Annotated in this window: 29 protein-coding genes; 15 read left to right on the top strand and 14 right to left on the bottom strand. The window is 58.5% G+C overall.

Annotated elements, in window-relative coordinates:
* The first annotated feature begins 2 nt into the window (after positions 1–2).
* Positions 3–1,715 carry a tetratricopeptide repeat protein gene (locus tag QMP16_RS11570; protein WP_282152498.1) on the top strand — a complete coding sequence of 571 codons (1,713 nt, stop codon included), beginning with the start codon at positions 3–5 and terminating at the stop codon, positions 1,713–1,715.
* Positions 1,705–2,526 (top strand): 4-(cytidine 5'-diphospho)-2-C-methyl-D-erythritol kinase, encoded by an 822-nt coding sequence (locus tag QMP16_RS11565; protein WP_282152497.1) that lies wholly within the window; start codon positions 1,705–1,707, stop codon positions 2,524–2,526. The genes QMP16_RS11570 and QMP16_RS11565 overlap by 11 nt, the downstream gene beginning before the upstream one ends.
* Here the strand turns inward: QMP16_RS11565 and QMP16_RS11560 are convergent.
* The gene (locus QMP16_RS11560; protein ID WP_282152496.1) at positions 2,519–3,517 is read right to left on the bottom strand and encodes a polyprenyl synthetase family protein; all 999 of its coding nucleotides are present in this window, start codon (positions 3,515–3,517) and stop codon (positions 2,519–2,521) included. The two genes, QMP16_RS11565 and QMP16_RS11560, sit on opposite strands and share 8 nt — an antisense overlap.
* Before the next feature lie 56 nt (positions 3,518–3,573).
* On the opposite strand from QMP16_RS11560, the gene QMP16_RS11555 reads away from it, so the two are divergent.
* The 3 genes from QMP16_RS11555 (at position 3,574) to QMP16_RS11545 (ending at position 4,845) form a co-directional block, all read left to right on the top strand.
* Positions 3,574–3,789 carry a DUF2007 domain-containing protein gene (locus QMP16_RS11555; RefSeq protein ID WP_120632374.1) on the top strand — a complete coding sequence of 72 codons (216 nt, stop codon included), beginning with the start codon at positions 3,574–3,576 and terminating at the stop codon, positions 3,787–3,789.
* The gene (locus tag QMP16_RS11550; protein ID WP_282152495.1) at positions 3,786–4,559 is read left to right on the top strand and encodes a tRNA1(Val) (adenine(37)-N6)-methyltransferase; all 774 of its coding nucleotides are present in this window, start codon (positions 3,786–3,788) and stop codon (positions 4,557–4,559) included. Before QMP16_RS11555 ends, QMP16_RS11550 begins: the two co-directional genes overlap by 4 nt.
* Before the next feature lie 121 nt (positions 4,560–4,680).
* A complete protein-coding gene (locus QMP16_RS11545) occupies positions 4,681–4,845 on the top strand; it encodes a YdcH family protein (protein ID WP_282152494.1) in 165 nt (54 codons plus the stop codon).
* Here QMP16_RS11545 and yddG read toward each other — a convergent pair.
* The 10 genes from yddG to QMP16_RS11495 all read right to left on the bottom strand — a co-directional run bounded on the left by yddG (position 4,842) and on the right by QMP16_RS11495 (position 12,847).
* Positions 4,842–5,711 (bottom strand): aromatic amino acid exporter YddG, encoded by an 870-nt coding sequence (gene yddG / locus QMP16_RS11540; RefSeq protein WP_282152493.1) that lies wholly within the window; start codon positions 5,709–5,711, stop codon positions 4,842–4,844. The two genes, QMP16_RS11545 and yddG, sit on opposite strands and share 4 nt — an antisense overlap.
* Positions 5,708–6,655, bottom strand: coding sequence for a transcriptional regulator GcvA (locus tag QMP16_RS11535; protein WP_282152492.1), 948 nt, complete (start codon positions 6,653–6,655; stop codon positions 5,708–5,710). Before QMP16_RS11535 ends, yddG begins: the two co-directional genes overlap by 4 nt.
* A gap of 303 nt (positions 6,656–6,958) precedes the next feature.
* Positions 6,959–7,681, bottom strand: a complete 723-nt coding sequence (gene phbB / locus QMP16_RS11530) for an acetoacetyl-CoA reductase (RefSeq protein WP_109312925.1) — start codon at positions 7,679–7,681, stop codon at positions 6,959–6,961.
* A gap of 187 nt (positions 7,682–7,868) precedes the next feature.
* On the bottom strand, positions 7,869–9,044 hold the full coding sequence (locus QMP16_RS11525) for an acetyl-CoA C-acetyltransferase (protein WP_109312924.1): 1,176 nt from the start codon (positions 9,042–9,044) through the stop codon (positions 7,869–7,871).
* 183 nt (positions 9,045–9,227) lie between these two features.
* A complete protein-coding gene (locus QMP16_RS11520) occupies positions 9,228–10,061 on the bottom strand; it encodes an EAL domain-containing protein (protein WP_282152491.1) in 834 nt (277 codons plus the stop codon).
* A gap of 103 nt (positions 10,062–10,164) precedes the next feature.
* On the bottom strand, positions 10,165–10,353 hold the full coding sequence (locus QMP16_RS11515; protein ID WP_282152490.1) for a hypothetical protein: 189 nt from the start codon (positions 10,351–10,353) through the stop codon (positions 10,165–10,167).
* Between the two features lie 90 nt (positions 10,354–10,443).
* Entirely contained in the window at positions 10,444–11,415 is a 972-nt protein-coding gene (locus QMP16_RS11510; RefSeq protein ID WP_282152489.1) for a sterol desaturase family protein, read from the bottom strand.
* Complete coding sequence (locus QMP16_RS11505) at positions 11,412–11,798, bottom strand: hypothetical protein (RefSeq protein ID WP_282152488.1); 387 nt, start codon at positions 11,796–11,798, stop codon at positions 11,412–11,414. The genes QMP16_RS11510 and QMP16_RS11505 overlap by 4 nt, the downstream gene beginning before the upstream one ends.
* A 60-nt stretch (positions 11,799–11,858) precedes the next feature.
* Positions 11,859–12,188 carry a hypothetical protein gene (locus QMP16_RS11500; RefSeq protein WP_058278908.1) on the bottom strand — a complete coding sequence of 110 codons (330 nt, stop codon included), beginning with the start codon at positions 12,186–12,188 and terminating at the stop codon, positions 11,859–11,861.
* A 92-nt stretch (positions 12,189–12,280) separates the two neighbouring features.
* The gene (locus QMP16_RS11495) at positions 12,281–12,847 is read right to left on the bottom strand and encodes a TlpA disulfide reductase family protein (RefSeq protein ID WP_058273552.1); all 567 of its coding nucleotides are present in this window, start codon (positions 12,845–12,847) and stop codon (positions 12,281–12,283) included.
* Between the two features lie 21 nt (positions 12,848–12,868).
* Between QMP16_RS11495 and argH the strand changes: the two genes are divergently transcribed.
* From argH to QMP16_RS11470, 5 genes are all read left to right on the top strand, one after another.
* Positions 12,869–14,257 carry an argininosuccinate lyase gene (argH, locus tag QMP16_RS11490; RefSeq protein WP_282120097.1) on the top strand — a complete coding sequence of 463 codons (1,389 nt, stop codon included), beginning with the start codon at positions 12,869–12,871 and terminating at the stop codon, positions 14,255–14,257.
* Positions 14,257–14,439, top strand: a complete 183-nt coding sequence (locus tag QMP16_RS11485; protein ID WP_282120098.1) for an argininosuccinate lyase — start codon at positions 14,257–14,259, stop codon at positions 14,437–14,439. The genes argH and QMP16_RS11485 overlap by 1 nt, the downstream gene beginning before the upstream one ends.
* Before the next feature lie 82 nt (positions 14,440–14,521).
* On the top strand, positions 14,522–14,671 hold the full coding sequence (locus QMP16_RS11480) for a hypothetical protein (protein ID WP_186437433.1): 150 nt from the start codon (positions 14,522–14,524) through the stop codon (positions 14,669–14,671).
* A 53-nt stretch (positions 14,672–14,724) separates the two neighbouring features.
* Entirely contained in the window at positions 14,725–15,990 is a 1,266-nt protein-coding gene (gene lysA, locus QMP16_RS11475) for a diaminopimelate decarboxylase (protein ID WP_282152487.1), read from the top strand.
* Between the two features lie 36 nt (positions 15,991–16,026).
* Entirely contained in the window at positions 16,027–18,573 is a 2,547-nt protein-coding gene (locus QMP16_RS11470) for a TIGR02302 family protein (RefSeq protein WP_348774593.1), read from the top strand.
* Positions 18,574–18,579: 6 nt separating this feature from the next.
* On the opposite strand, the gene QMP16_RS11465 is transcribed toward QMP16_RS11470, so the two are convergent.
* Positions 18,580–19,311, bottom strand: a complete 732-nt coding sequence (locus QMP16_RS11465) for a zinc-ribbon domain-containing protein (RefSeq protein ID WP_282152486.1) — start codon at positions 19,309–19,311, stop codon at positions 18,580–18,582.
* Between the two features lie 184 nt (positions 19,312–19,495).
* Between QMP16_RS11465 and QMP16_RS11460 the strand changes: the two genes are divergently transcribed.
* From QMP16_RS11460 to QMP16_RS11445, 4 genes are read left to right on the top strand one after another with little or no spacing between them, the layout of a single operon-like run.
* Positions 19,496–20,173 (top strand): cell division ATP-binding protein FtsE, encoded by a 678-nt coding sequence (locus QMP16_RS11460; protein ID WP_058273548.1) that lies wholly within the window; start codon positions 19,496–19,498, stop codon positions 20,171–20,173.
* A complete protein-coding gene (locus QMP16_RS11455; protein ID WP_282120101.1) occupies positions 20,170–21,069 on the top strand; it encodes a cell division protein FtsX in 900 nt (299 codons plus the stop codon). The genes QMP16_RS11460 and QMP16_RS11455 overlap by 4 nt, the downstream gene beginning before the upstream one ends.
* Complete coding sequence (locus QMP16_RS11450) at positions 21,069–21,809, top strand: lysophospholipid acyltransferase family protein (protein WP_282120102.1); 741 nt, start codon at positions 21,069–21,071, stop codon at positions 21,807–21,809. The genes QMP16_RS11455 and QMP16_RS11450 overlap by 1 nt, the downstream gene beginning before the upstream one ends.
* Positions 21,796–22,401, top strand: coding sequence for a pyridoxamine 5'-phosphate oxidase family protein (locus QMP16_RS11445; protein WP_282152485.1), 606 nt, complete (start codon positions 21,796–21,798; stop codon positions 22,399–22,401). The genes QMP16_RS11450 and QMP16_RS11445 overlap by 14 nt, the downstream gene beginning before the upstream one ends.
* Before the next feature lie 8 nt (positions 22,402–22,409).
* Here the strand turns inward: QMP16_RS11445 and QMP16_RS11440 are convergent, their stop codons facing one another.
* Entirely contained in the window at positions 22,410–23,003 is a 594-nt protein-coding gene (locus QMP16_RS11440) for an NAD(P)H-dependent oxidoreductase (RefSeq protein WP_282152484.1), read from the bottom strand.
* Between the two features lie 102 nt (positions 23,004–23,105).
* Here QMP16_RS11440 and QMP16_RS11435 point away from each other — a divergent pair, with 102 nt between their 5' ends.
* Positions 23,106–23,684, top strand: a complete 579-nt coding sequence (locus QMP16_RS11435; protein WP_282152483.1) for a TetR/AcrR family transcriptional regulator — start codon at positions 23,106–23,108, stop codon at positions 23,682–23,684.
* A 20-nt stretch (positions 23,685–23,704) separates the two neighbouring features.
* Here the strand turns inward: QMP16_RS11435 and lpdA are convergent, their stop codons facing one another.
* On the bottom strand, positions 23,705–25,093 hold the full coding sequence (gene lpdA, locus QMP16_RS11430; RefSeq protein WP_282152482.1) for a dihydrolipoyl dehydrogenase: 1,389 nt from the start codon (positions 25,091–25,093) through the stop codon (positions 23,705–23,707).
* Positions 25,094–25,128: the final 35 nt, after the last annotated feature.

Genomic DNA, 25,128 nt, shown 5'->3' with positions numbered 1-25,128 from the left:
TGGTGGCTTCCCTCGTTCGTCGCGCGGCATTTGCCGCGCTGTTAATCTCGTCATTTGCATTCCCGGCGCTGTCGGATTCTGGCTCTGGGTCGTATCTGGCCGGTCGTCAGGCGATTTATCAAAGCGACTATATTTCTGCCGAGAAATATTATGCGCAGGCCCTGCGCGCCGACCCCGAAAATGGCAAACTTCTGGAAAACGTCGTCGTAGCGCGTCTTGCATTGGGTGAGATTGAGCGCGCGCTGCCGGTTGCGCAGTCAATTGAGGCGCTCGAACTGCCAAGTCAGGCGGCAAAGATGGTCATCATGGCCAACCTGATCGACGACGGAAAGCTGGATGAGCTGCTTGCACGTGATCCTGAAACTCAAGGCGTTGGGCCATTGGTGGATGGTTTGGTTCTGGGTTGGGTCTATGTGGCGCAAGGTGCCATGACCAAAGCGATGGAAAAGTTCGAGGAAGTCGGCACCCAGGAGGGGCTTCTGGAATTCGCGCTTTACCACGAGGCGTTGGCGCTGGCGTCGATCGGTGACTTCGAAGGGGCCGAAGAGATTTTTGCGGCAAACAACGGAGCGGTGTCGCGGTTCTCGCGCCGTGCAGCCTTGGCCCGGACCGAAGTATTGTCGCAGCTGGACCGCAACGAAGACGCCCTGCAATATCTGGAAGACGTTTTTGCGGCGGGCAGCGACCCATCCATTGAAGGTTATGTGGCGCGTTTGAAGGCGGGTGAAACCTTGCCGTTTACGCACATACAGTCGGCGCAGGACGGTATGGCTGAAGTGTTCTTTTCTGTCGGTGCCGCGCTCAGCAGTGAGGCGTCACAGGACTATGTGCTTCTCTATGCCCGGATTGCTGCGTTCCTGCGCCCGGACCACGTGGACGCGATCCTACTAAGCGCCGAGTTGCTGGATGCACTGGAACAATATGACCTGGCCGTCGAAGCCTATCGCATGGTGCCGTCCACCAGCAGCGATTACCACGCGGCCGAGTTGGGTCGGGCCGAGGTTCTGAGCCGTTCGGGAAAAACGGATGCAGCGGCCGAAGTTCTGCAGAGCCTCGCGGCGCAAAGCCCCAGCCTGCCCAGTGTGCATGTGGCCTTGGCTGATCTGCAAAGACGGCAAGAAAACTATGTCGATGCGGTTGGGACCTATGACACTGCTATCGAACTGACTGAGCAGGGTGTCAGCGGCAACTGGTTTCTTTACTATGCCCGCGGTATCTCGCATGAGCGTCTCAAGCACTGGGAAGCGGCCGAGGCTGATTTCCGTCGCGCGCTGGAACTGAACCCTGATCAGCCACAGGTTCTGAACTATTTGGGCTACTCGCTTGTCGAACGGCAGGAAAAGCTGGACGAAGCACTGAACATGATCGAACGCGCTGTCGCGGCGCGCCCCGACAGCGGCTATATTGTCGACAGTCTTGGGTGGGTTTTGTTCCGACTGGGCCGCTATGACGAAGCCGTCGCGCATATGGAGCGCGCGGTCGAGCTGATGCCGGTTGATCCCGTAGTAAATGACCACCTTGGCGATGTATATTGGGCCGTGGGCCGCGCGCGTGAAGCTGAATTCCAGTGGAAGCGTGCTTTGTCCTTTGTTGACCCCGATGACACGGATGGCGAGGCCGACCCCGAGCGCATTCGTCGCAAGATTGACGTGGGTCTGGACGCAGTCTTGGCCGAAGAAGGCGCCGATCCATTGAAAGTCGCCAATGGCAATTGAGGGTTTCGCGCCCGCCAAGATCAACCTGACACTGCATGTGACCGGCCGACGCGATGATGGGTATCATCTGCTGGACTCTCTCGTGGTATTTGCGGATGTCGGTGACACGCTGGAATTCACGCCGGGGCCGGAGCTGTCGATGTCAATCGCCGGTGAACACGCCAAGGGCGTTCCGGCGGACGACAAAAATCTGGTCTGGAAAGCTGCCGTCGCCGCTGGATGGACCGGGCATATCAACCTGAACAAAGCGTTGCCCCACGGTGGCGGCATTGGCGGCGGATCGTCCGACGCCGCGGCGACGCTGCGTATGATTGCAGATCAGGGTGTGGAGTTCCCCAGCGAAATTGCCCTGACCCTTGGTGCAGATGTACCGGTTTGCATGGTGGCCAAGGCCACCCGGATGCAGGGCATCGGCGAACGTTTGCAACCACTCTCTCTTCCGCAATTGCCAGCGCTTTTGGTCAATCCCGGTGTCGAAGTCCCAACCGGCGCCGTTTTCTCTGCTTTGCAGAGCCGCGACAACCCGCCAATGCCTGATGATATCCCGATCTTTGAGACGTCTGAGGCATGCGCAGATTGGCTGCGGGAACAACGCAATGACTTGGAGCCACCGACAAAGAGTATCGCACCCGAGGTTGCCCGGGTGCTGGATGATCTGTCGGATACGAAAGATGTTCTGCTGGCTCGGATGTCAGGTTCGGGTTCGACCTGTTTTGCGCTCTACCCAACCATGAAAGCCGCCCACTTCGCAGCCTACGAGATTGGCGCGGCGCACCCTGATTGGTGGTGCCGCGCCACTCAGCTTAATTGAGGCGCGAAACCACGTAATCGGCCAGATCGCGCAGCAACGACCGGATCTCGTGATCCGGCAGCGCGTCCAGCGCGGTCTTGGCTTTGGTGGCCCAGCCAAACGCGTCCGACCGTGTTGCGTCCAGCGTGCCGTATTTGTTCATCAGGCTCAGCGCATGGTCCAGATCACCGTCTTGTTGGCGACCGCGGCCAATTGTACGCTCCCAAAAGGCGTGCTCTTCAGGGTTGGCCTGTGCGATGGCCTTGATGACGGGCAAGGTCAGTTTGCGCTCGCGGAAGTCGTCGCCGACATTCTTTCCGGTCGCCTTGCTGTCCCCCTGATAATCCAGCAGGTCATCGGCAATTTGGAACGCAATCCCCAGCGCATCGCCGTATTCGTATAGCGCTTTAACCTGATCCTCAGCCGCGTCAGCAATCACGCCGCCCACCTCGGTTGCGGCGGAAAACAGCGCGGCGGTCTTGCCGCGAACGACCTGCAAATAGATTGCCTCGGTAGTGCCCAGATCGGTGGCAGCGGTCATCTGCAACACTTCGCCCTCGGCAATGGTGGCCGAGGCATTGGCCAGAATGTCCAGCACCCGCAGCGACCCGGTCTCAACCATCAGCTGGAAACTGCGGGAAAACAGGTAGTCGCCGACCAGAACGCTGGATTTATTGTCCCACAACAAGTTCGCCGTGGGGCGGCCACGCCGCTGGGCGCTTTCATCAACGACATCGTCGTGCAACAGGGTTGCGGTGTGGATGAATTCAACCGTTGCGGCCAGGCGCACGTGATGATCACCCGGATAGTCAAACATCCGGGCCGCCGCCAGCGTCAGCATTGGGCGCAGACGCTTGCCGCCTGCTTCAACCAGATGCGCAGTCACTTCCGGGATGCGCGGTGCGTGTTCCGACGCCATGCGCGTACGGATCAACTGGTTTACGGCATCCATTTCGCCGTCCAGAATCTCGGCCAGTCGCTCATGCGGTTTCGAGATCGTGTCGATGTTCATCACTCTCCTGATACAAGGCTCGACTTCCGCCTTGCCTTGCCCTTACATCCATCCCCATGAAAGAACTTTTGCGCAGCACCGATCCGACGATTCTGGCCTTTGCTTCCGCCCTTCTTGAGGGCGAGGATATAGACTGCTTTCAGATGGACGTAAATATGAGCATCCTCGAAGGAGGCATAGGAATCTTTCCGCGCCGCCTGATGGTGCGAACCGATGACCTGACCCGTGCAGAACGGGTAATGCGTGACAACGAAATCCCGCTGGGCAGATGAACCTTTTTTCCGATAGTGAATTGACCCAAAATGATTTTCTGGGCGGGCGAGTGCATTTGTTGCAGCCGCGCGCAGGATATCGCGCGGGGGTTGACCCGGTTTTGCTGGCAGCGGTCGTCCCGGCGACACGTGGTCACACCGTGTTGGAACTGGGCTGTGGCGCGGGTGCCGCGATCCTGTGCCTGCTGGCCCGCGTGCCGGGTCTGCAGGCCGTTGGGGTCGAGTTACAGGCAAGCTATGCAGAATTGGCACGCCGAAACGCCGCGGAAAATGACGCGCCGCTGGAGGTAGTCGAGGCCGATATCAGTGCATTGCCAGCTACGCTCAAACAGCGGCAATTCGATCATGTACTCGCAAACCCGCCTTATTACCGTGCTGGCGCGCATAGCCCGGCAGATGACACGGGGCGTAGTATTGCGTTGGGCGAGCAAACGCCTTTGGAGACATGGATTGACTGCGCGGCCAAGCGCCTCGCGCCTCGCGGGCACTTGCATATGATCCAGAAAGCCAACCGTCTTCCCGACATATTGATGGCATGCGAGGGGCGGTTGGGATCGGTTGAAATCCTGCCACTGGCCGCCAGAGCCGGTCGCAAGGCAGAATTGGTAATTTTACGGGCCAGAAAGGGTGGGCGCGCCGATTTTCAGCTGCGTGCGCCAGTCGTATTACACGACGGGGATCGGCACGAACGTGATGGGGAAAGCTATACGCCACAGGTCTCAGACGTGTTGCGCAAAGGGGCCTCGCTGCCGGGGTTTTCTGATCAATAGGCATTAACCAGCCGAATTTGTCGGATTTATTACAGATTCTGTGCGTCTGCGGCGTGACAGGCTGGAAACGATGTGGTCAACTTCTTACGTGAACCTGAGACACCAACGAAGGAGTATCGCCATGAGCGTGAGCGCACATCTGACCGAACTGAAGAAAAAGCACGAAAACCTCGGTCTTGAAGTTGAACAAGCCCAACGCGCGCCAGGCATCGATGATCTCCATATCGCTCAACTCAAGAAACAAAAACTAAGGCTAAAAGAAGAGATCGAACGCCTGTCAGCCTAGGTTTTCATACTCGCCCGCGCGGCTATGGCCGCGCCGCCAGTAATCAATAGCGCCGCGATCGCCAGACCCCAGGACGGGGCGGCGATCCCGGCCACAACCAAAGCTAGCGTAGACAACAAGGGTGCCGCGTATGACGCAGTCCCCAAGAGTTGTATGTCGCCTTGCTTGACCCCGATATCCCAGACATAGAACGCCAACCCCACCGGCCCCAGACCCAGTGCGATCACTGACGCCCAGCTAAAGGCACTGTCAGGCCAGACGGTATCTTCGACAACAAGGTGCAGCACACCGGATGCTATGGCGGTCGCAATACAGAAAACGGCGACAGAGCTGGTTGGCGTATCGCCCAGCCGACGCGACAGGACCGAGTATCCAGACCACGTCAACGCGCATAACAAGGCCAAGGCGTAGCCGGGCAGGTGGTGGTCGGTCTGAAACCCTGTGCTGCCGCCTCCGGCGATGATCACGGCAGCCCCTGCAAACCCCAGACATGCGCCGAACAAATGTCCGATGCGCAGGTGTTCGCCCGGCAAAAGCCCGGAAAACAACACGATGAGCAACGGCCAGAGATATGCGATCAGACCAGCCTCGGCCGCCGGGGCCATGCGAAGGGCCGAGAAATATAGCGCGTGATAGCCGAACAACCCGACTGTTCCGAACAGATAGGTAGTCCACGGCACGTCCCGCAATTGCCGCAACCCACCGCTGCGCCAAGTCCAGATCAGGCCAAGTGTTCCACCAATCGAAAAGCAGATTGCATTCAGCAACAGTGGCGGCGTGGGGGATGACCCGACGGTGAACAAGGCCAGCAGCGACCAAAGCAAGACGGCGGCAAACCCGATGGCTGTAGCGCGCGATTTGGTCATAGGCTTTGAACCTCTTGGACCGGGATGATGTTGAATTCGTCCGAGATATGCGCGGTCTTTTCGATCTCGGCCATGAACCAGTCGCGGAAGGCGGCGATTTGGGGCCTGTTTTCTGCACCTGGCAAGCACAGAAACCGAAACCGGCCTTGCGTTTCGATAGCCGTTTTGAACGGAGCAACAAGACGTCCCTCGGTAAGGTCCTTCAGGATCATAGCCCGGCGACCCAATACCACGCCAACGCCCGCAACCGCAGCATCAATTGCGTGGTCTGCGTTCGAAAAATGCGCCCCATGCGTTGGGGCATAATCCACTCCGACCGCGCGAAACCAGGTCGGCCAATCGCTGGGTGGTTGTAGGAACGCAATCGAATCGTCAAAGATCAATGGTGCGTCCCTCAGGCTGTCGGGGGTGGGGAATTGCTCGGCCAGATCTGGTGTCATCACCGGGGTCAGCCATTCCTTGCGAACCGGCAGGGAATACAATCCTTCATCCCCACCGTAGCCAAATCGAATGGCGACATCCACGTCATCACGTTCAAGATCCATGATCCGCAACGTTGCCGAGAATTTCAGGTCAATCTCGGGATGCGCCCGTGCAAATTCATACAGGCGCGGTGCCAGCCACTTGGCTGTCAGCGCCGGGCCTGCTGTCACGGTCAGCGAGGTATCGTTGCCCTGCCGGCGCGCAGCTTGCCACGCCATCTGCAGTGCGGCGAATCCTTCGGCCGCGCCGGGGGCAAGGACGCGTCCGGCCTCGGTCAGCTCAACCGCCCGGTTCAAGCGGTGAAACAAGGGCCGGCCCAGATGTTCCTCCAGTGATTTGATCTGGAAAGACAGGGCTGCCGGGGTCACGCGTAACTCCTCTGCGGCTTTGGCAAAGGACATGTGGCGTGCTGCGGCGTCGAAGGCACGCAGGGCGGTTAGCGGAGGAAGGTAATCGCTCATCAATACGCAAGAATATCTTAACTGAAACCCAAAGAAAGCTCGTTTGTCGCCTTTCTTGATAAGGCGCATATTGGGTTCAAGTCAAACACAGCTGAACTGAAAGGAAGACTGCCATGATCGAAATGACGACCAACCCCGCAGCTGCCCGCGCCTTTCAGCGGGCCCATGCTGAACGTGGCAAGATGATCAAACACGCCCTTACGTGGCTATTCGGTTCCCGCTGAGCGCAGCGCGCGCGTTCTTACGGGATAAAAAAGGGCCGGTCCGAAATGGACCGGCCCGTTGTCTTTTCTACGCTTCAGATCAGACGAAGAATTGCGCACCGTTGGCCGAGATGGTCGAGCCATTGATGAACTGAGAATCGTCGGATGCCAGGAACGCCACGCAGCGCGCGATTTCTTCGGGCTCACCCAGGCGACCTGCTGGGATCTGGCCGATAATGGATTCGCGGACTTTTTCAGGAACAGCCATCACCATCTCGGTTGCGATATAGCCGGGGCAGATCGCGTTGGCGGTAATGCCTGCACGCGCGCCTTCCTGCGCCAGCGATTTCACGATGCCCAGATCGCCTGCTTTGGTCGCGGCATAGTTCACCTGAGCGAACTGGCCTTTCTGACCATTGATCGAGCTGATGACGATGACGCGGCCGAACTTACGCTCGCGCATGCCGTTCCAGACAGGGTGCACTGTGTTAAACACGCCGGTCAGGTTGGTGTCGATTACCTGGTGCCACTGTTCGGGGGTCATCTTGTGGAAGGGTGCGTCGCGAGTGATGCCCGCGTTTGCAACCACGATGTCGATCGCGCCAACCTCGGCTTCGACTTTTTCAATTCCGGCTTTGGATTCGTCATAATCAGCGACGTTCCACTTGTAGGTGGCGATGCCGGTCTCTTCGGTGAACTTCGCGGCGGCTTCGTCGTTCCCCGCATAGGTGGCTGCAACATTGTACCCTTCGGCCTTGAGCGCCTTGGAAATTGCTGCGCCGATGCCGCGGGAGCCGCCGGTAACGAGTGCTGTACGTGCCATTTAGGAATCCTCCAATTAAAGTCGTCTTGGTAATGCTGTTACTTTGAGAGGTGATCGTGCGCAATATTGTTTCGTCATGATTTTCTAAGTTCCGCGTGGCAATATCGTCGCATCTTTGGGTTAAGGCCCCAATGTAACAAAAAAGGGCGCCCAAGGGACGCCCTTTTCTATTTGCTTGTCAAAGCACTTAGTCGCGCTCCACGCACAGGGCGACGCCCATGCCGCCGCCGATGCAGAGAGTGGCGAGACCTTTCTTCGCGTCGCGGCGTTTCATTTCGAAGAGCAGCGTGTTCAGAACGCGGCAGCCCGAAGCGCCGATCGGGTGACCGATGGCAATGGCGCCGCCGTTCACGTTCACGATCGACGGATCCCAGCCCATGTCCTTATTCACGGCGCAGGCCTGTGCGGCAAACGCTTCGTTCGCCTCGACCAGATCCAGATCGTCAACGGACCAGCCCGCTTTTTCCAGCGCTTTGCGCGAAGCGTAGATCGGGCCTACGCCCATGATCGACGGGTCCAGACCGGCGGTTGCATAGGATGCGATACGGCCCAGTGGCTCGATTCCGCGCTTTTCAGCATTTTCGGCGGACATTAGCAGGGTCGCCGCCGCGCCGTCATTCAGGCCGGATGCGTTTGCGGCCGTGACCGAACCGTCCTTTGCGAAGGCCGGACGCAGCTTTGCCATCGCTTCCATGGTGGCGCCATGGCGGATGTATTCGTCAGCGTCCATCACGATGTCGCCCTTGCGGGTCTTGATGGTGAAGGGTGTGATTTCGTCGGCGAACTTGCCAGCCTTTTGCGCGGCTTCAGCCTTGTTCTGCGACGCGACGGCGAATTCGTCCTGCATGTCACGGCTGATTTGCCATTTCTCGGCGACGTTTTCAGCGGTCTGGCCCATGTGATAGCCATTGAACGCATCCCACAGACCATCGCGGATCATCGTGTCGATGTATTTCATGTCGCCCATCTTTTGACCGGCACGCAAAGCGGCGGCGTGGGGCGAAAGAGTCATGTTCTCTTGTCCACCGGCAGCAACGATCTCGGCGTCGCCCAGTTGGATGTGCTGAGCACCCAGAGCCACGGCGCGCAGGCCCGAGCCGCAAACCTGATTGATACCCCAGGCTGCGCTTTCCTGCGGCAGACCAGCGTTGATATGTGCCTGACGGGCGGGGTTCTGACCCTGAGCTGCCGTCAGCACCTGTCCCAGTATGGTTTCGCTGACTTCGCCCTTTTCCACACCTGCGCGTTCTACTACAGCCTCCAGTACGGCGGCCCCAAGATCATGCGCGGGTGTGTTTGCAAACGAGCCGCCAAAGCTGCCCACTCCGGTGCGCGCGGCGGATGCGATTACTACGTTGGTCATTTAGACAATCCTTTACCGTCAAGGTCCTGCGGGATATTCGACGGCGCGGATCGCACAGAGACAACTCTGTGGCAGTAAGAGCGCCTCATGTTCCCCGCTCCAACTCCACATGGCATAGCGCAACGCTGCAGTTGCAGCAACGGTCAGCTTGCCTCAGGTCGGGCGTGGACCGGATAAATCACTCTAACTGGCTGTATGTTTGCGCTTTTCCGCCTTCCACGGGGCGGAAACGGTAGGGGCGCCAAACAGGAACCCCTGCAGGCAGTCGACACCGTTGGCAATTAGGAATTCGGCATCCTTCTGTGTTTCGACTGATTCGGCGGTCACCAGAATCTCGAATTCTCGCGCCACGGCGATCAGGGCCCGTACCAAAGCCTGATTGTCCCGATTTTCGCCGATTCCGTGGATGAACTGGCCGTCGATCTTGGCAGCATCAAAGAAAAACTCGCGAAAATTTCGAAAGCTGAAATTGCTGGCCCCAAAGTCGTCAAGCGCAAAGGCGATGCCGCGCGGCTGCAGCCGGTCCATGAAATCGATCACCAGCTCAGGCACCGTCATAGCCGAGCTTTCTGAGATTTCCAAAATCAGCCTTTCGCCGATATTGGCGTCTTTCTTCAGAAACCGCTCCAGCACACGTGACCATCGCGCGTAACCGATCGAACGGGCAGACATGTTGATGGACAGGCGAATGTCGGGGTTTTTGGTCAGCGTCCGCAATCCCATTTCCAGCGCGACACAGTCCAGTTCGCGCCCGATTGGAGTGTTTTCCAGTTGTGGCATGAACTCGCGCGCGGGGATGACCCGACCGGTTTCATCCAGCACTCTGATGAACCCTTCATAGAAAGCGACGTCATGCTGCCTGTTCGCTTGCATCACAGGTTGAAAGGCCAGTTTGCACTGTTTGTGCTTCACCGCCTCGGTCGCCATTTCAATCGTCGAGGCATCGCGGGATTTGACAGCCGCGTTCAAGGGGCTGTCCCCACCTTCGGGCAAATCTGCCAGAACTTTCTTCCGCATGTGCAACCCGTTTCCCTTAACGCCGCCGGTCCGGTGACGATTTCAGAGGAAAGGTATGAATCTGCGGTTAAGACAAACGCAATTGATGGAGGTCAGGCTTGGGTCAGCGTGTCGTTTCCCAGATACGTCCCAGCGCTGCAAAGCCACCGACCAGTGCACCCATGAAACCGAAAAGCATCATGCCAAAGCCCAATGCGACGATTCCGGTCGCACCGCCAGCCAGAGCCGTCAACATTGCGAGCACCACTCCGGTAAGACCCATAACGGTGGAAAGGGTTGTCAGTCTAGTCATGTTGCCTCCGGTTACTCGCACTGCACACTTCGATTGGATATGGGACGCGAGGGCCGGATTTCAAGAATCAGGTCGGATAGGTCGGCGGTATCAGGCCTGTTTTGCCTGCGTATTGGGCTGTTTGGTGTCGAATTGTTCGAATCCGGGCGTTCCACGATCTTCCGGGTGGCGGTCCAGATGCTTGGCCTTGATCTGTTCGGAATTGTCCCGGCTGCCATCATGGCTGTAGCCGGGGGGTGCAAAGCAATAAGCCAGCCGCTGACGCATTGTCAGGCCCGGTTGTGTCGCGTCGCGCCAAATTCCAACCCATTCGTGAAAGGCCACGCGCAGCGGGTTGAAGGTGCCGATATTGTGCACCAGCCCATAGTCGACGCGGTCATCTTCCTGTTCGGGGACAAATGTTCCGAACATCTTGTCCCAGATGATGAAAACACCAGCATAGTTGCAATCCAGATAACGCGCGTTGCGACCGTGATGGGCGCGGTGGTGGCTGGGCGTGTTCATCACCGCCTCGAACCAGCGGGGCATCTTGCCGATGGCTTCGGTATGAATCCAGAACTGGTAGATCAGGTTCAGACCACCGACGAACAACACCATCGCCGGATGGAAACCCAATAGGATCAAAGGCGCGCGAACCACCATCATGAAGGTAAAGGTATAGGTCCATGTCTGACGCAGGGCGGTGGTCAGGTTGTAGTGTTGCGAGCTGTGGTGGTTCACGTGGCTGGCCCAGACCCAGCGAATGCGGTGACCAAAGCGGTGCACCCAGTAATAGCGGAAATCATCCAGCACAAAGCACAGAAGGATAACGGGGATAGAGGTGCCCAGGTTTAGCGGCGTAATCTGCCACAGCCACATGAAGAATGCATAGGCGATGAACCCCAACAGAAAGCCGGATGCGATGTTGCCAGCCCCCATGATCAGCGATGTGACAGCATCCCGCGTCTCATAGCGCCCTCCACGCCCTTTGACGGCGATCCACAGAAACTCGGCCAGAATGGCAGCTATGAAAAAGGGGACGGCCCACTGCACGGCGTCCGGGAAAGTCACGTGGTCGGTCATGCGGGCTCCATCAGGTGCTGCCAGTGGCGGCGTTCGCGTTCGTCAAGGTGGATTATGGCCTTGGGCGTTCCGAAGTCGTGGAATTGAACCTCGAACCCTTGCGGGTGATCCAGCAGATCAAAGTCCGGCAGATGCCGGGCCACGGTGTCTGCACCGAAAGACCAAAGCAGACCATTTCCTGTTTCGGTTCGGATCAGGGCCGCGTGCCCGTCATGTGCAACGGTGACATCGATGATCGAATCATCCGGTGCATGGCGCAGCCATTCCGACCACGCCAATTCGGGCGATAGCACGCACAATCTCGATCTACCTGTCAGGTGCAGCAACAAGGTTATCCCGGCGATGCCTCCGACCACCAGAACCAATAGAATTTCAAGCGGCATTCCGTCCTCCTGCGCGGCAGAGTGCAAAGCGGCAGGCAGGCTGTCAAAGGTGGCGTCGCGTCAGCTATGTTCCAGACTGTCCAGAACCTCATACTGGACAACTCGCTGGACAAACGGCACCAATCCGTCCGGCCCCGAGGCGCGATCCTTTAGGTGAATACAGATATCCGGCCTGCGCGCCGCGATGATGCCCACCATCTCGCCGCGTATCCTGTCATCAAGACCGGCACCCATGATCGCGCAGGCGATGCGCGGCTCTTCGTCCAGTTGCCGTTTGACTTCTTCCTGATCATGCGCGCCAAGCCATTGGATCGGAAGGTGATCCAATTGACGCGCAACATCACCGATCACGTTGGGCAATTTTCCAATCAACAGAACTACCGGTTTCATCGTCGTCTCCCCTTCCTTCAGGTTGCAAACGAAAACCGGCCCATCTGGGCCGGTTTCAGCATAGCACAAAACGTTCAGGAAGGCCTGATGCTTCAGCTGTTGCCCTCGACAAGGGTTGAAACGATGGCCTTGGCGCTGTCCGAATTCCACTCGGCATCGCCAATCAATCGAGCAATCTCGTTGCCGTCGGGGTCCAGAATGACAGTAATTGGCAGGGCGATCACGCCCATTTTGCGTGCAACTGCCGATTGGGGATCCTGATGACGTGGCAGGTTGTCGATGCCGTTTTCCTCGAAAAACTTCTTGATCCCGGCAGGCGAGTTGCGCCCGGTGGCCAGTGTCACGACCTCGAACTTGTCGCCGCCGAATTCTTCTTGCAGCTCTGCGATCTGGGGCATTTCCTTGCGGCACGGCGCACACCAGGTGGCCCAGAAGTTCAGCAGAACATACTTGCCCTTGTAATCCGCAAGCGTCGCGGTGCCGCCGTCATCCTCAAGCTGAAATTCAACTGCTTCGACTGGTTTTGGCTCTTTGTGCAGGATCAGCCGTTTCAGGGAGTCCTCCCGGAGCGGTGCCAGAGTTTCGGCATCCGTGGCCAAAGCCGCGTTTGCACCCAACGCAAGGGCCATATAAAGGGGGATCAGACGAAATAGGCGCATATCAACTCCGGGTTTTCTTACATGACCGATCAATCTTCGAACCAGATGTGGGGCGGCCGCTTTGCCGCCGGTCCAGACGCGATCATGGAGGCGATCAACGCCTCGATCGGGTTCGATCAGCGGATGGCAGCCCAGGACATTGCAGGCTCGCGTGCCCATGCCGCCATGCTGGCTGCCACAGGTGTTATTACTGATAGTGATGCGCAGGCTATTCGGGAAGGGCTGCTCACCGTTTTGTCAGAAATCCAGAACGGAGAATTTCAGTTCTCGACCGCGCTGGAAGACATCCACATGAATGTCGAGGCGCGCCTGAAAGAGGTGATTGGCGAACCCGCAGGTCGTTTGCATACAGGCCGGTCGCGCAATGATCAGGTGGCGACCGATTTCAAACTTTGGGTCCGCGATCAGTTTGATGCGGCTGAATCCGGCCTGCTGGCCCTGATCCGCGCGCTTTTGGCGCAGGCTGAGGCTGGCGCTGATTGGGTCATGCCCGGCTTTACCCATCTGCAGGTGGCGCAGCCCGTCACATGGGGCCATCACATGATGGCTTATGTCGAGATGTTTGGTCGTGATTTGAGCCGCGTTCGCGACGCCCGCGCCCGGATGAACGAATCCCCGCTGGGGGCCGCTGCATTGGCGGGAACGTCCTTCCCCATCGATCGTCAGATGACGGCTGAGGCGCTGGGCTTTGACCGCCCCGCCGCCAACTCGCTGGACGCCGTCAGCGACCGTGATTTCGCGCTGGAATTCTTGTCGACCGCCTCAATCTGCGCTGTACACCTGTCGCGTTTTGCCGAAGAGCTGGTGATCTGGTCTTCAGCCCAGTTCCGCTTTGTTACGCTGTCCGACCGGTTCTCGACCGGTTCGTCAATCATGCCGCAGAAAAAGAACCCTGATGCCGCGGAACTGATCCGTGCCAAAGTGGGTCGGATTTACGGTGCGAATACTGCGCTGATGATGGTGATGAAGGGCCTGCCTCTGGCGTATTCAAAGGACATGCAGGAAGACAAGGAACAGGTCTTTGACGCCGCCGACAATTGGATGCTGGCTCTGGCCGCGATGGAAGGCATGGTCAAGGACATGACCGCCAACCGTGAAAGCCTTGCTGCCGCCGCAGGGTCTGGTTTCTCGACCGCGACCGATCTGGCCGATTGGCTGGTCCGTGTGCCGGGCCTGCCGTTCCGCGACGCGCATCACGTTACCGGATCGCTGGTCGCCATGGCCGAAAGCAAGGGCTGTGACCTGCCTGATCTGACACTGGAAAACATGCAATCGGTCCATGCGGACATCACCGACAATGTCTATTCTGTCCTTACCGTCGAAAATTCGGTAAACTCACGCCAGTCTTATGGTGGCACCGCGCCGGGTCAGGTGCGTGCGCAGGTCAAGCGGTGGAAGGCGCTGGTGTGATGCAGATACTACGTGTGGTGCTTCTTATTTCGGCCGGGGTTGTCCTGGCCGGCTGCGGAGCAGACGGCGAACCCATCCAACCCACGATGAGCGCAAATATCGGTGTTGGCAGCAGCGGCACGTATGGCGGTGTCGGGGTCGGCCTGCGACGCGGTGGGCTGGGCGTTTTCCTAGGGTTGTAATCGTCGATGGCAATCTCGCACAACCATGCCTATTTGAACGGCATAGTGGCCGAGTGCCAAATTCAAAAAAGAAGTCAAAACAATGAAAATCATCGGCCTGATCCTCTCGCTTGTCGTACTGGCAGCTTGCGACCCAACATATAAACCCCGCCCCGAGCCTGCAGAGACATCAACCGGGAACGGCATCAAAATCTCGGGCTATGGCCGGGTCGGTGTTTCCACATCGAACTGATCTTGCGCGGAATCCATTGATCCGCGTGGTCATTTTGGTCTAAGCGCGCAGTCATGGATCACTTTCTCTACCGCGACGGCGCGCTATACGCCGAGGATGTCCCGATTTCCGAAATCGCAGCCGCGGTCGGAACACCGTTTTATGTTTATTCCACCGCCACGCTGTTGAGGCACTTCCAGCTGTTTGATGACGCGCTGGAAGGGATGGACCATCTAGTCTGCTATGCCATGAAAGCGGCCAGCAATCAGGCGATCCTGAAGACGCTGGCACAGGCCGGTGCGGGGATGGACGTGGTCTCGGGCGGGGAATACCTGCGTGCCAAGGCGGCTGGCGTGCCGGGCGACAAGATCGTGTTCTCGGGCGTTGGCAAGACCGCGGATGAGATTCGCGCTGCGTTGAGCGGCGGTATCCGCCAGTTCAACGTGGAATCCGAACCTGAGATGGAAGTGATCAACGCCATCGCGTTGGAACTGGGTGTGGTCGCGCCGATCACCGTTCGGGTGAATCCGGACGTAGACGCCAAGACCCATGCCAAGATCGCGACTGGCAAGTCTGAGAACAAGTTTGGGATCCCGATCGCACGCGCATCTGAGGTTTATGCCCACGCAGCCAGCCTTCCGGGGCTGGAGGTGATCGGTATCGACGTCCATATCGGCTCGCAACTGACCGAGTTAGAGCCGTTCGAGATAGCCTACACCAAAGTCGCCGAACTTACCGAAAAGTTGCGGTCCGAGGGACACAATATCCGACGCCTTGATCTGGGCGGGGGATTGGGCATTCCATACACCCGCGCCAATGACGCACCACCGTTGCCGGTGGAGTATGGCGCGTTGATCAAGAAAACGCTGGGCCATCTGGGCTGCGAGATCGAGATCGAACCTGGCCGCCTGATTGCCGGAAACGCCGGTCTGATGGTCAGCAAGGTAATTTACGTGAAATCTGGCGAGGGTCGTGACTTCCTGATTCTGGATGGCGCGATGAACGACCTGATCCGCCCAGCGATGTACGAGGCGCATCACGATATTGTGGCTGTGCAGGAACCCGCTCCGGGCGTTGAGCAGCAACCCTATGACATTGTTGGCCCGGTTTGCGAAAGCGGCGATACTTTTGCCAAGGAACGCAATATGCCGCCGCTGGCACCGGGCGATCTGGTCGCATTTCGCAGCGCCGGGGCCTACGGCGCAGTGATGTCCAGCGAATACAATACCCGCCCTCTGATCCCCGAGGTTCTGGTGCATGGGGATCAATTTGCAGTTATTCGTGAACGGCCAAGCTTTGACGAAATCATAAACCGCGATACCATACCCGAGTGGCTTTGACGCGATAACCGCGCGGGCCCGCTCAGGAGGCCTGCCTTGACCGCAAGACATAACCTGCCGATTCCAAGACTTTCCCTGTGGCTGACGCACGCAGGGATGCTGGCCGAGCAGTTTTTGCGCGCATTTTGGCCGTTTTTCTCGGTTTTGATGGCAATTCTGGCGGCTTTGATGCTGGGCTTGCAGGACGAGGTCCGCGTTGAAATCGTCTGGGGCGTGGGCGCTGTCGCACTGTTGGGGCTGGCCGCTACGCTGATTGTTGGTGCAAGGCGATTCCATTTCCCTTCACGGGCCGAAGCGCTGATGCGGCTGGATGCGGCGATGCCGGGACGGCCTATCCAAGCTTTGATAGATGATCAGGCCATCGGCGCGATGGACGCGGATTCTGTCGCGTTGTGGCGTGCGCACCAGAATAGGATGGCGCGACGTGTTGCGCAGGCCGAACCTGTCAAACCCGATTTGCGGCTGGCGGATCGCGACCCTTATGCGCTGCGCTATTCGGCGTTGCTGGCGCTGGTGATCGCGGCGATGTTCGGGTCGTTCTGGCGCATCGGCTCGGTGGCCGAGATGACGCCGGGCGCCGCCGTGGCAGGGCAGGGGCCCAGCTGGGAAGGCTGGGTTGAGCCGCCCCGTTATACCGGGCTACCGACGCTGTATCTGGCTGATCAATCCGATCCGACGTTGTCCGTTCCGCAGGGCAGTCGTATCACTCTTCGCTTCTACGGGGAAATCGGCGCGCACAGTTTGACGGAAACCACCACGCCTTTGGGCACTGAGGCGGCCACCGAGCCGGAGCAGGATTTTGTCGTCGAACGCTCGGGCCAGTTCAAAATCGACGGTCCATCGGGCCGCGACTGGGCGCTGAACGTTGTTGCGGATACCCGCCCACAGGTGGCCGTGGCCGGTTCCGCCGAGTCTGAGGCCGGCGGTCAGATGAAACTGCCATTTGCTGCCAGCGATGATTATGGCGTGGTATCCGGCTCGGCTGTGATCGAATTGGATCTGGCCTCAGTCGACCGGCAGTATGGTCTGACGGCTGCGCCTGAGCCGCGCGAGGTCATAACGGTTGAACTACCCATGCCGATCACCGGCGACCGGGCGGATTTCACCGAAGATCTTATCGAGGATTTTTCACAACACCCATGGGCGCATTTGCCGGTAAAAATCACTTTGATGGCCCGAGACGCGGCGGATCAAGAGGGGCAATCCGAGCCTTATGCGACTGCGCTGCCCGCCCGTCGGTTCTTTGATCCGCTGGCGGCTGCCGTAATCGAACAGCGCCGCGATCTACTATGGACGCGCGAAAACGCGACCCGGGTTTCGCAGATGCTGCGGGCGGTATCGCACCTGCCCGAAGAACTTTTCCGGTCAGACACTGCCTATCTGCGCCTGCGCGTGATCCTGCGTCGGTTGGAGATGTTCAACGAGTACGGCCTGAAACCGGAACAGCAGGCAGAAATCGCCGAGGCGCTTTGGGAGCTAGGCGTTCTGATAGAAGACGGCACCCTTGCCGACGCGCTGGAACGCATGCGCCGCGCGCAGGAGCGCCTGACAGAGGCGATGAAAAACGGTGCCACGGATGAAGAGATCGCCGAGTTGATGCAGGAACTGCGCGAGGCAACGCAGGACTACATGCGCCAATTGCAACGTCTGGCGCAGGAAAACGGCGAGTTCGACGAGAACCAGCAAGGTCAGGACGGCGAGTCCATGCAAATGACGCAGGACGACCTGCAGCGCATGATGGACCGTATTCAAGAGCTGATGGAACAGGGCCGCATGGCCGAGGCGCAGCAAGCGCTGGAAGAGTTCCAGCAGATGATGGAGAATATGCGCGTTACGCAGGGCCAGGGTCAGGGACAACAGTCCGAAGGCCAGCAGGCGATGGAAGGATTGGCCGAAACTCTGCGCGAACAGCAGGGTCTGAGCGATCAAGCCTTCCGTGATCTGCAGGAACAGTTCAACCCCGGCGCGCAAGCCGGCGAAAGCCAAGGCAACGAAGGCCGCTCGGGTGGGCAGGGCCGGGGTCAGAGCCACGAAGGACAAGGCGGTCAGGGTCAGGGGGCTGACGAACAGGGCAGCGGCAGCCAGCAAGGCCAGGGGTCACTTGCAGATCGACAACAGGCCTTACGCGATGAGCTGAACCGCCAGCAGCAAGGATTGCCCGGAACCGGAACGCCCGAAGGTGACGCCGCGCGCGATGCGCTGGACCGTGCCGGGCGCGCGATGGAGGGTGCCGAGGAAGCCCTGCGCGGCGATGATCTGGCCGAAGCAATCGACCAACAGTCCGAAGCGATGGAGGCCCTGCGCGAGGGCATGCGATCCCTGGGCGAAGCGCTGGCGCAAAACCAGCAGAACCAGCCGGGCCAAGGTTCGCAGGAAGGCGACATGCAAGCCGACAACCGTGATCCGCTGGGCCGTAGCCCGGGGGCCAATGGCACAATCTCGACCGATGAAAATCTGCTGCAGGGTGAAGATGTCTATCGCCGCGCTCGCGAATTGCTGGACGAAATCCGTCGCCGGACTGGGGAATCGGATCGCCCCCAGATCGAACTTGAATACCTCAAACGCCTGTTAGAGAGGTTCTGATCTAAGTCAGTTCTGAGAGGTGCCAGACCCGGTCTGTGCCTCAAGCCACAAACGCGCCTGATCCACCAGAGAGACATAGCTGTTGAGAACCGGATCAGCCTGCGGCACCGCTTCGGAAATCTTCTGAGAATTGCTGTAGATCAGCAACAGGATCACGCCGATAATCAGAATCAGCAGGAACCCGCGCCGGAATCCGCCAGACTTGCGCGGTGGGGGCATGTCTTCGTCCGGCTTTGGCAGGGGGTCGTCGCTGCGTAGGCTGGAATTGATTGCCTCGACGTCCGGCAACGCGTCTTTCTGACCGAAATCCTTTGCGGTTTCTGTCGCGATCAGGTCCTTAGCGGCTTTTTCCACTTCGGGCGGCGCGTCGAGTGCCAAATCGGTCTGCGTCTCAAGGCTACCGCCTTCGTGGACGCGCAGGTCTGCTTCGCGGGCCGCTTCTTCCTTGAGGATGTTGGCAACCGCCGGGTCGACATTGCCGGTCGAGGAAGCTGCGGCAGGTTCGGGCTCTGATTTGGGCTCTTCGACAGGTTTCGCGACAATCTCTGGCGTTTCCGCCTTTGCCGCGGGTTCGTCCGCGGGCGGTTCCGGCTTTACCGGTTCAGATGCAGTTTCGGGGTATTTGGCCTGAAACCAAGTCTTTTCGCAGTTGGAACACTGCACATCGCGGCCTTCCTCGGGAATGACCTCGTCTGGCACTTCGTACTGAGCACCACAATTCGGACAAGTAAGACGCATGCTGCCTCCCGGTCGGGGGCCCGACCTGATAATAGTTTTTTCAGGGATGTTATTCCGTTAAGACCTGACCGCAAAGGGTGTTTTCGGTTTCACACGACAAGTGTCACCAATTCGACCCGGTGCAGGCATTGAAACCACAACCGCGCTCGGGCAAGAAGGGCGGCAACAATAATTGGGGGCCCTTGTGATCGAGCTGGAAAACGTCAGCTACACCTATGGTGATGGTGAGTTGCTGAGCGACGTGTCGCTTCAATTGCAGCCGGGGTCGTTCCATTTTCTGACCGGTCCGTCGGGTGCGGGCAAGACGACCTTGCTCAAGCTATGTTATGGCGCGTTGCTGGCCACATCAGGACGGATGACCGCATTTGAGCAGGACATTGCACGCCTGGACCGCGATCAGATGGCGCTGCTGCGTCGCCGGATCGGGGTCGTGCATCAGGATTGCCGATTTCTGGACCATATGACCTTGGCTGAAAACGTCGCTTTACCGTTGATGGTGTCCGGCAAAGGCGAGAATGCGCAGAAAGAAGACCTGCTTGAATTGCTGAACTGGGTCGGGCTGGGCACACGGCTTGATGCGCTTCCTCCGGAACTTTCCGGGGGTGAGCGTCAGCGTGCGGCATTGGCGCGAGCGGTGATCCTTTCGCCGGACGTTGTGCTGGCCGATGAACCGACTGGCAATGTGGATTGGGAAATGTCCCAGCGATTGCTGCGCTTGCTGGTCGAGTTGAACAAGATGGGCAAGACCGTGCTGATCGCGACCCATGACCTGAGCCTGATCCGCGCGGCCAAAAGCCAGGTTCAGGCCCGTGTCCTTCGGATATCGCAGCGCCAGATTCAATTGGCGGGGGCGGATCTATGAACAAGGGCACCATCCGCAGCATGCTGGTGCGCGACAAACGCGCAGATCGGGTTGTTCCACCATCCGGCTACACGGCGCAACTGACCCTGTTCGTTTCCGGCGCGATGGCCTTTTTGGCCGTTTTCGCGCTTGCGTTGTCGCTGGCATCGGGCCGGCTGGCTGACCGTTGGGCATCGGAACTGGCAGGGGCTGCCACTTTGCGTATTAACGCGCCCGCCGAACAGCTTTCCGCCCAGACCGAGGCCGCGCTGACCGTGCTGGCCCAAACCCCAGGCGTTGCGTCGGCACGCGCCCTGACCGCAGAGGAACAGGTCGCGCTTTTGTCCCCGTGGTTTGGTCCTGATTTGCCGCTTGATACACTGCCTATTCCGCAACTGATAGAAATCATCGAGGGCGAACCGGGTCTAGATACCGCTGGCTTGCGCTTGCGACTTGGTGCCGAAGTGCCCGGCGCCGTGCTGGACGACCATTCACGCTGGCGCGAGCCGCTGGTCGAGGCGGCAAACTCGCTGCGGCGATTGGGCTGGGTGTCAATTCTGCTGATTGGCGGTGCAACCGCGGCGATGATCACGCTGGCGGCCAATGCCTCACTCGCGGCCAATGCGCAGATCATCGAAGTCCTGCGTCTAGTCGGTGCCCGTGATCGTTTCATCGCCAGCGCATTTGTACGGCGGTTCACATATCGCGCTTTCTTCGGTGCCCTCGTTGGCGTGCTGTTCGGCATGACGGGCGTTCTGCTTTTGCCCGAAGCCTCGGTAGAGGGCGGGTTTCTGACTGGATTGGGTTTTCAGGGGGTTGGCTGGCTGTTGCCTGCGCTGATACCTCTGCTGGGGGCTGCGGTGGCGTTCTTGGCCACCTGGACAGCGGCCGTGCGCAAATTGAAGGAGCTTTCGTGATGGCTACAGCGATCCAATGGGTGCGCTCTTTGATCTTCATGATAGTGATTTATGCGTGGATGCTGATCCTTGGTATCGTTTTCGCGCCCTACGCGCTGTTTACCAAACGCGGGGCTTTGCAGGCATGTAAAACCTACGCGCGATCGACGATCTGGTTGGCCAGCTGGATGGTTGGTATCCGTTGTGAGGTTCGTGGAAACGTTCCAGTGGACGAGGTCGTGATCGGAGCCAAACACCAGTCCTTTCTGGACATCATCATGATCTTCAGCGCCATTCCGCACGGCAAGTTCATTATGAAAAGGGAACTGCTGTATACCCCGGTTATCGGTCTCTATGCCCGTCGCCTTGGGTGTATACCGGTTGATCGCGGCAGAAAGGGTGCTGCCGTCGCCAAGATGGTCAAAGACGTGGCTAAAGAGTTCTCTGAGCCCGGGCAGCTTGTGATTTACCCGCAGGGCACGCGCGTCGCACCGGGGGCGAAGAAACCTTACAAAGTTGGGACGGCAGTTCTGTATGAAGGACTGGGCTTTCCTTGTGTGCCGGTTGCGACGAATGCCGGTGTCTTCTGGCCGCGTACCGGGGTTATGCGCAAACCTGGTCTTGCAATCGTCGACTTTCTTGACCCGATCGAACCGGGTGTGGGGCGGGATCAATTTCTTGAACGTCTGGAAGACGTGATCGAAACACGATCCAATGCATTGATGCGAGAAGTGGGGTTTGAACCGGATGGAGCTCATTAAGAACATCGAAACGCTTGAGGCGCTCTACGGCACACCGGGCGCGCCTTCACTGCGCAAAGTGGCCAGACAGCTCACTCCGCTTTATCGCAAATGGATCATGGCGTCGCGCCTGTGCATCCTCAGCACCGTCGGGCCCGAGGGTGTCGATGGCAGCCCGCGAGGTGACGACGGCCCGGTTGTACTGGAACTTGATCCGCACACACTGGCGATGCCTGACTGGCGCGGAAATAACCGGCTGGACAGTCTGCGCAATATCGTGCGCGACCCGCGAGTGTCGTTGATGTTCATGGTGCCGGGGTCCAACAGTGTCGTACGATTGAATGGCACGGCGCATGTGACGGCTGATGAAAATTTGCGCGCGCAGTTCGAAAAGCAGGGCAAAAAACCAGCAACAGTAATCGTTATAGAAATCACTGAGATTTACACCCAATGCGCCCGCGCTTTTATACGCGCCCGTACTTGGGTCAGTGGCGACGAGACCGCGCATGTGCCGACCGTCGGTGAAATCCTCGCCGAGGCGTCGGACGGCGAGGAAGGCGGCACGCAATATGATCAGGAATGGGGTGCGCGCGCCGCGAAGACGATGTGGTAGGCGCGGGATCAGGCTGCCGCGGCACCGATCCGGGCTACCTTTGATATCCAGCGGTCCACGCTGCCGGGTTTGGGATAGCTGGCGCCCGAAAAGTAAGTGAACCGGGTCGGTTTGAAACCGACAAATCCCAAAATCTGATCGCGGATCTGGCGGATCAGTGCTTGCCTGTAGATGAAACGCATGAACCAACCCGGCGTGTCAGAGGTAAGGATGACCCGCGCCGTGCGTCCTGTCAGCATAGGTGCTGGAAAGCCGATCCGTGTAGTATTCCGCGTGTCGAAGGTGCGTCCGGGGATGAATGCCCGGTCAATCAAACCTTTCAGCTTGGCCGGCAAGCCGCCCCACCACATCGGTGCCGTCAGGACAAGGTGTTCGCTCCATTCAAAATCTTGCAGCACTTGTTCCAATGCGGGTTCCAACGGTTTGAAGTCCTCATAGTTTCCCTGACCGAAGTCATGGTCAAATTGCAGGTCGCTTAGGTGAATCATGCGAACGTCGTGCCCCTGTCGTTTGGCCGCGTCAGCATAGGTTTCAGCAAATGTTCGGGACAGGCTGGTTTCGCCTGGGTGTCCGTCGAGGATCAGGATTTTCTTAGGTTGCATCGCGAATCTCCAAAAATGACCATGGTCAGTTCATAAGTGGAAAAAATGACCACGGTCAATTAAAAAATTTGACCACGGTCAAAAAACATGCGAGCAGAGCATATGCAAAAGACAGTTCAAAAGAGAACCCTCAAAACGCGCGCCCGTTTAATCGAGGCCGCAGAGGACGTTATCGAAAGAAACGGCTATCAGGCTTTGCGGGTGGAAGACGTGGTTCAGGCAGCCGGGGTCGCAAAGGGAACCTTTTTTGCGCATTTCCGGGACAAAGACGCGCTAATGGAAATGCTGATTGGTGAGAGGCTGGTTGCCTGTTTCGATCAGGTCGAACAGGGCACCGCCCCACGCACGGCCCCCGAAATCGCCGATGCGCTGCAACCGATCCACGCCTTCATGACGTCCGAGCGCTATGTGTTTGATCTGATCATTCGGTACTCAGGCGCTACGGCAATCACTGAGATCGGGCCCATAGCGCGCTGTTTCGAACGCTATGTCAGACTGGTTGCTGGCTGGTTGGAAACCGCGAAGGTTCGCAAAGACATATCCCCCGATTTGTTGGCCGAGGGGGTTCAGGCCTTTGCTATTCAGTCCATGTCGCTGAAGTTCTGCGCGCTTCATGAGGCAGAGAGTTTTTCAGATAGGTTAGAAATCTATCTGGACGCGTGGTTAACCCCGGCAGCCTGACGGGTGCCGGGGTTCTTTTATCAGCTGTGGATTGGTCCGTCGCCACAGGCCAACGCAGCCTCACGCACGGCTTCCGAATAAGTTGGGTGGGCGTGGCAGGTCAGGGCCAGATCCTCGGCCGAGGCGCCGAACTCCATCGCCACACAGACTTCATGAATCAGATCGCCGGCACCGGGGCCGATGATGTGGCAGCCCAGAATGCGGTCGGTTTCCTTGTCGGCCAGGATTTTGACAAACCCATCGGTCATTAAGTTCGCCTTGGCGCGGCCGTTGCCCATGAACATGAACTTGCCGATCTTATAGGCGCGACCCTGTTCTTTCAGCGTCTCTTCGGTTTCGCCAACATTGGCGACCTCGGGCCATGTGTAGATCACACCCGGGATGACGCCGTAGTTCACGTGCCCATGCTTGCCCGCAACCTGCTCGGCTGCGGCCATACCTTCATCTTCGGCTTTGTGCGCCAGCATGGGGCCTTCTGTTACGTCACCGATGGCGTAAATGCCCGGCACGTTTGTCTGCCAATCGGCCCCCACCTTTATCTGACCACGCGGTGTCATTTCAACACCCAACGCTTCCAGGCCCAAACCATCCGAGTACGGTTTGCGTCCGGTGGCGACCAGAACTGTGTCCGCCTCGATCACATGTTCGCTGTCATCCTTGCGCAGTTTGTAGGTCACCTTTGCCTTGGTCTTGGTGGCATCGGTCTTTTGGACCGCCGCACCCATGACAAATTTAAGGCCTTGTTTCTTGAGGATGCGCTGGAAGGTTTTCTGAACTTCCGGGTCCATGCCGGGGGTGATCGCATCGAGGAATTCAACCACAGTCACCTCCGCGCCCAGACGCTGATAGACCGAGCCCAGTTCCAGCCCGATCACGCCCGCGCCGATCACCACCAACTTCTTTGGCACCTTGTTCAGAGACAGAGCGCCGGTCGAAGTCACCACAACCTTTTCGTCAACGTCGACACCGGGCAGCGAGGACGGTTCGGACCCAGATGCGATAATTATGTTCTTGGCGGTGTGAATCTCGTCGCCCACTTTGACCTGACCCGCGGCAGGGATCGAGCCCCAGCCTTTCAACCAGTCGATCTTGTTTTTCTTGAACAGGAACTCGATACCCTTGGTATTGCCGTCGATCGTTTCCTGCTTGTAGCCCTGCATTTGTTTCCAATCGACCGAGGGGCTTTTGCCCTTCAGGCCCATCTTGGCAAAGTTATGCTCGGCCTCATGCAGTTGATGGCTGGCATGCAGCAGCGCCTTCGAGGGGATACAGCCCACGTTCAGGCACGTGCCGCCCAGAGTTTCACGCCCTTCGACGCAGGCAGTCTTCAGACCCAGCTGAGCGCAACGGATGGCGCAAACATAGCCGCCGGGGCCTGATCCGATTACGATAACGTCATAATTTGCCATGTGTCAGGTCCTTATCGTTTACGGGGATGGCGGCA

The sequence above is a fragment of the Ruegeria atlantica genome, assembly GCF_947495585.1.
GTDB classification, from domain to species: domain Bacteria; phylum Pseudomonadota; class Alphaproteobacteria; order Rhodobacterales; family Rhodobacteraceae; genus Ruegeria; species Ruegeria atlantica_G.
This window is presented reverse-complemented; position numbering and strand designations above follow the sequence as displayed.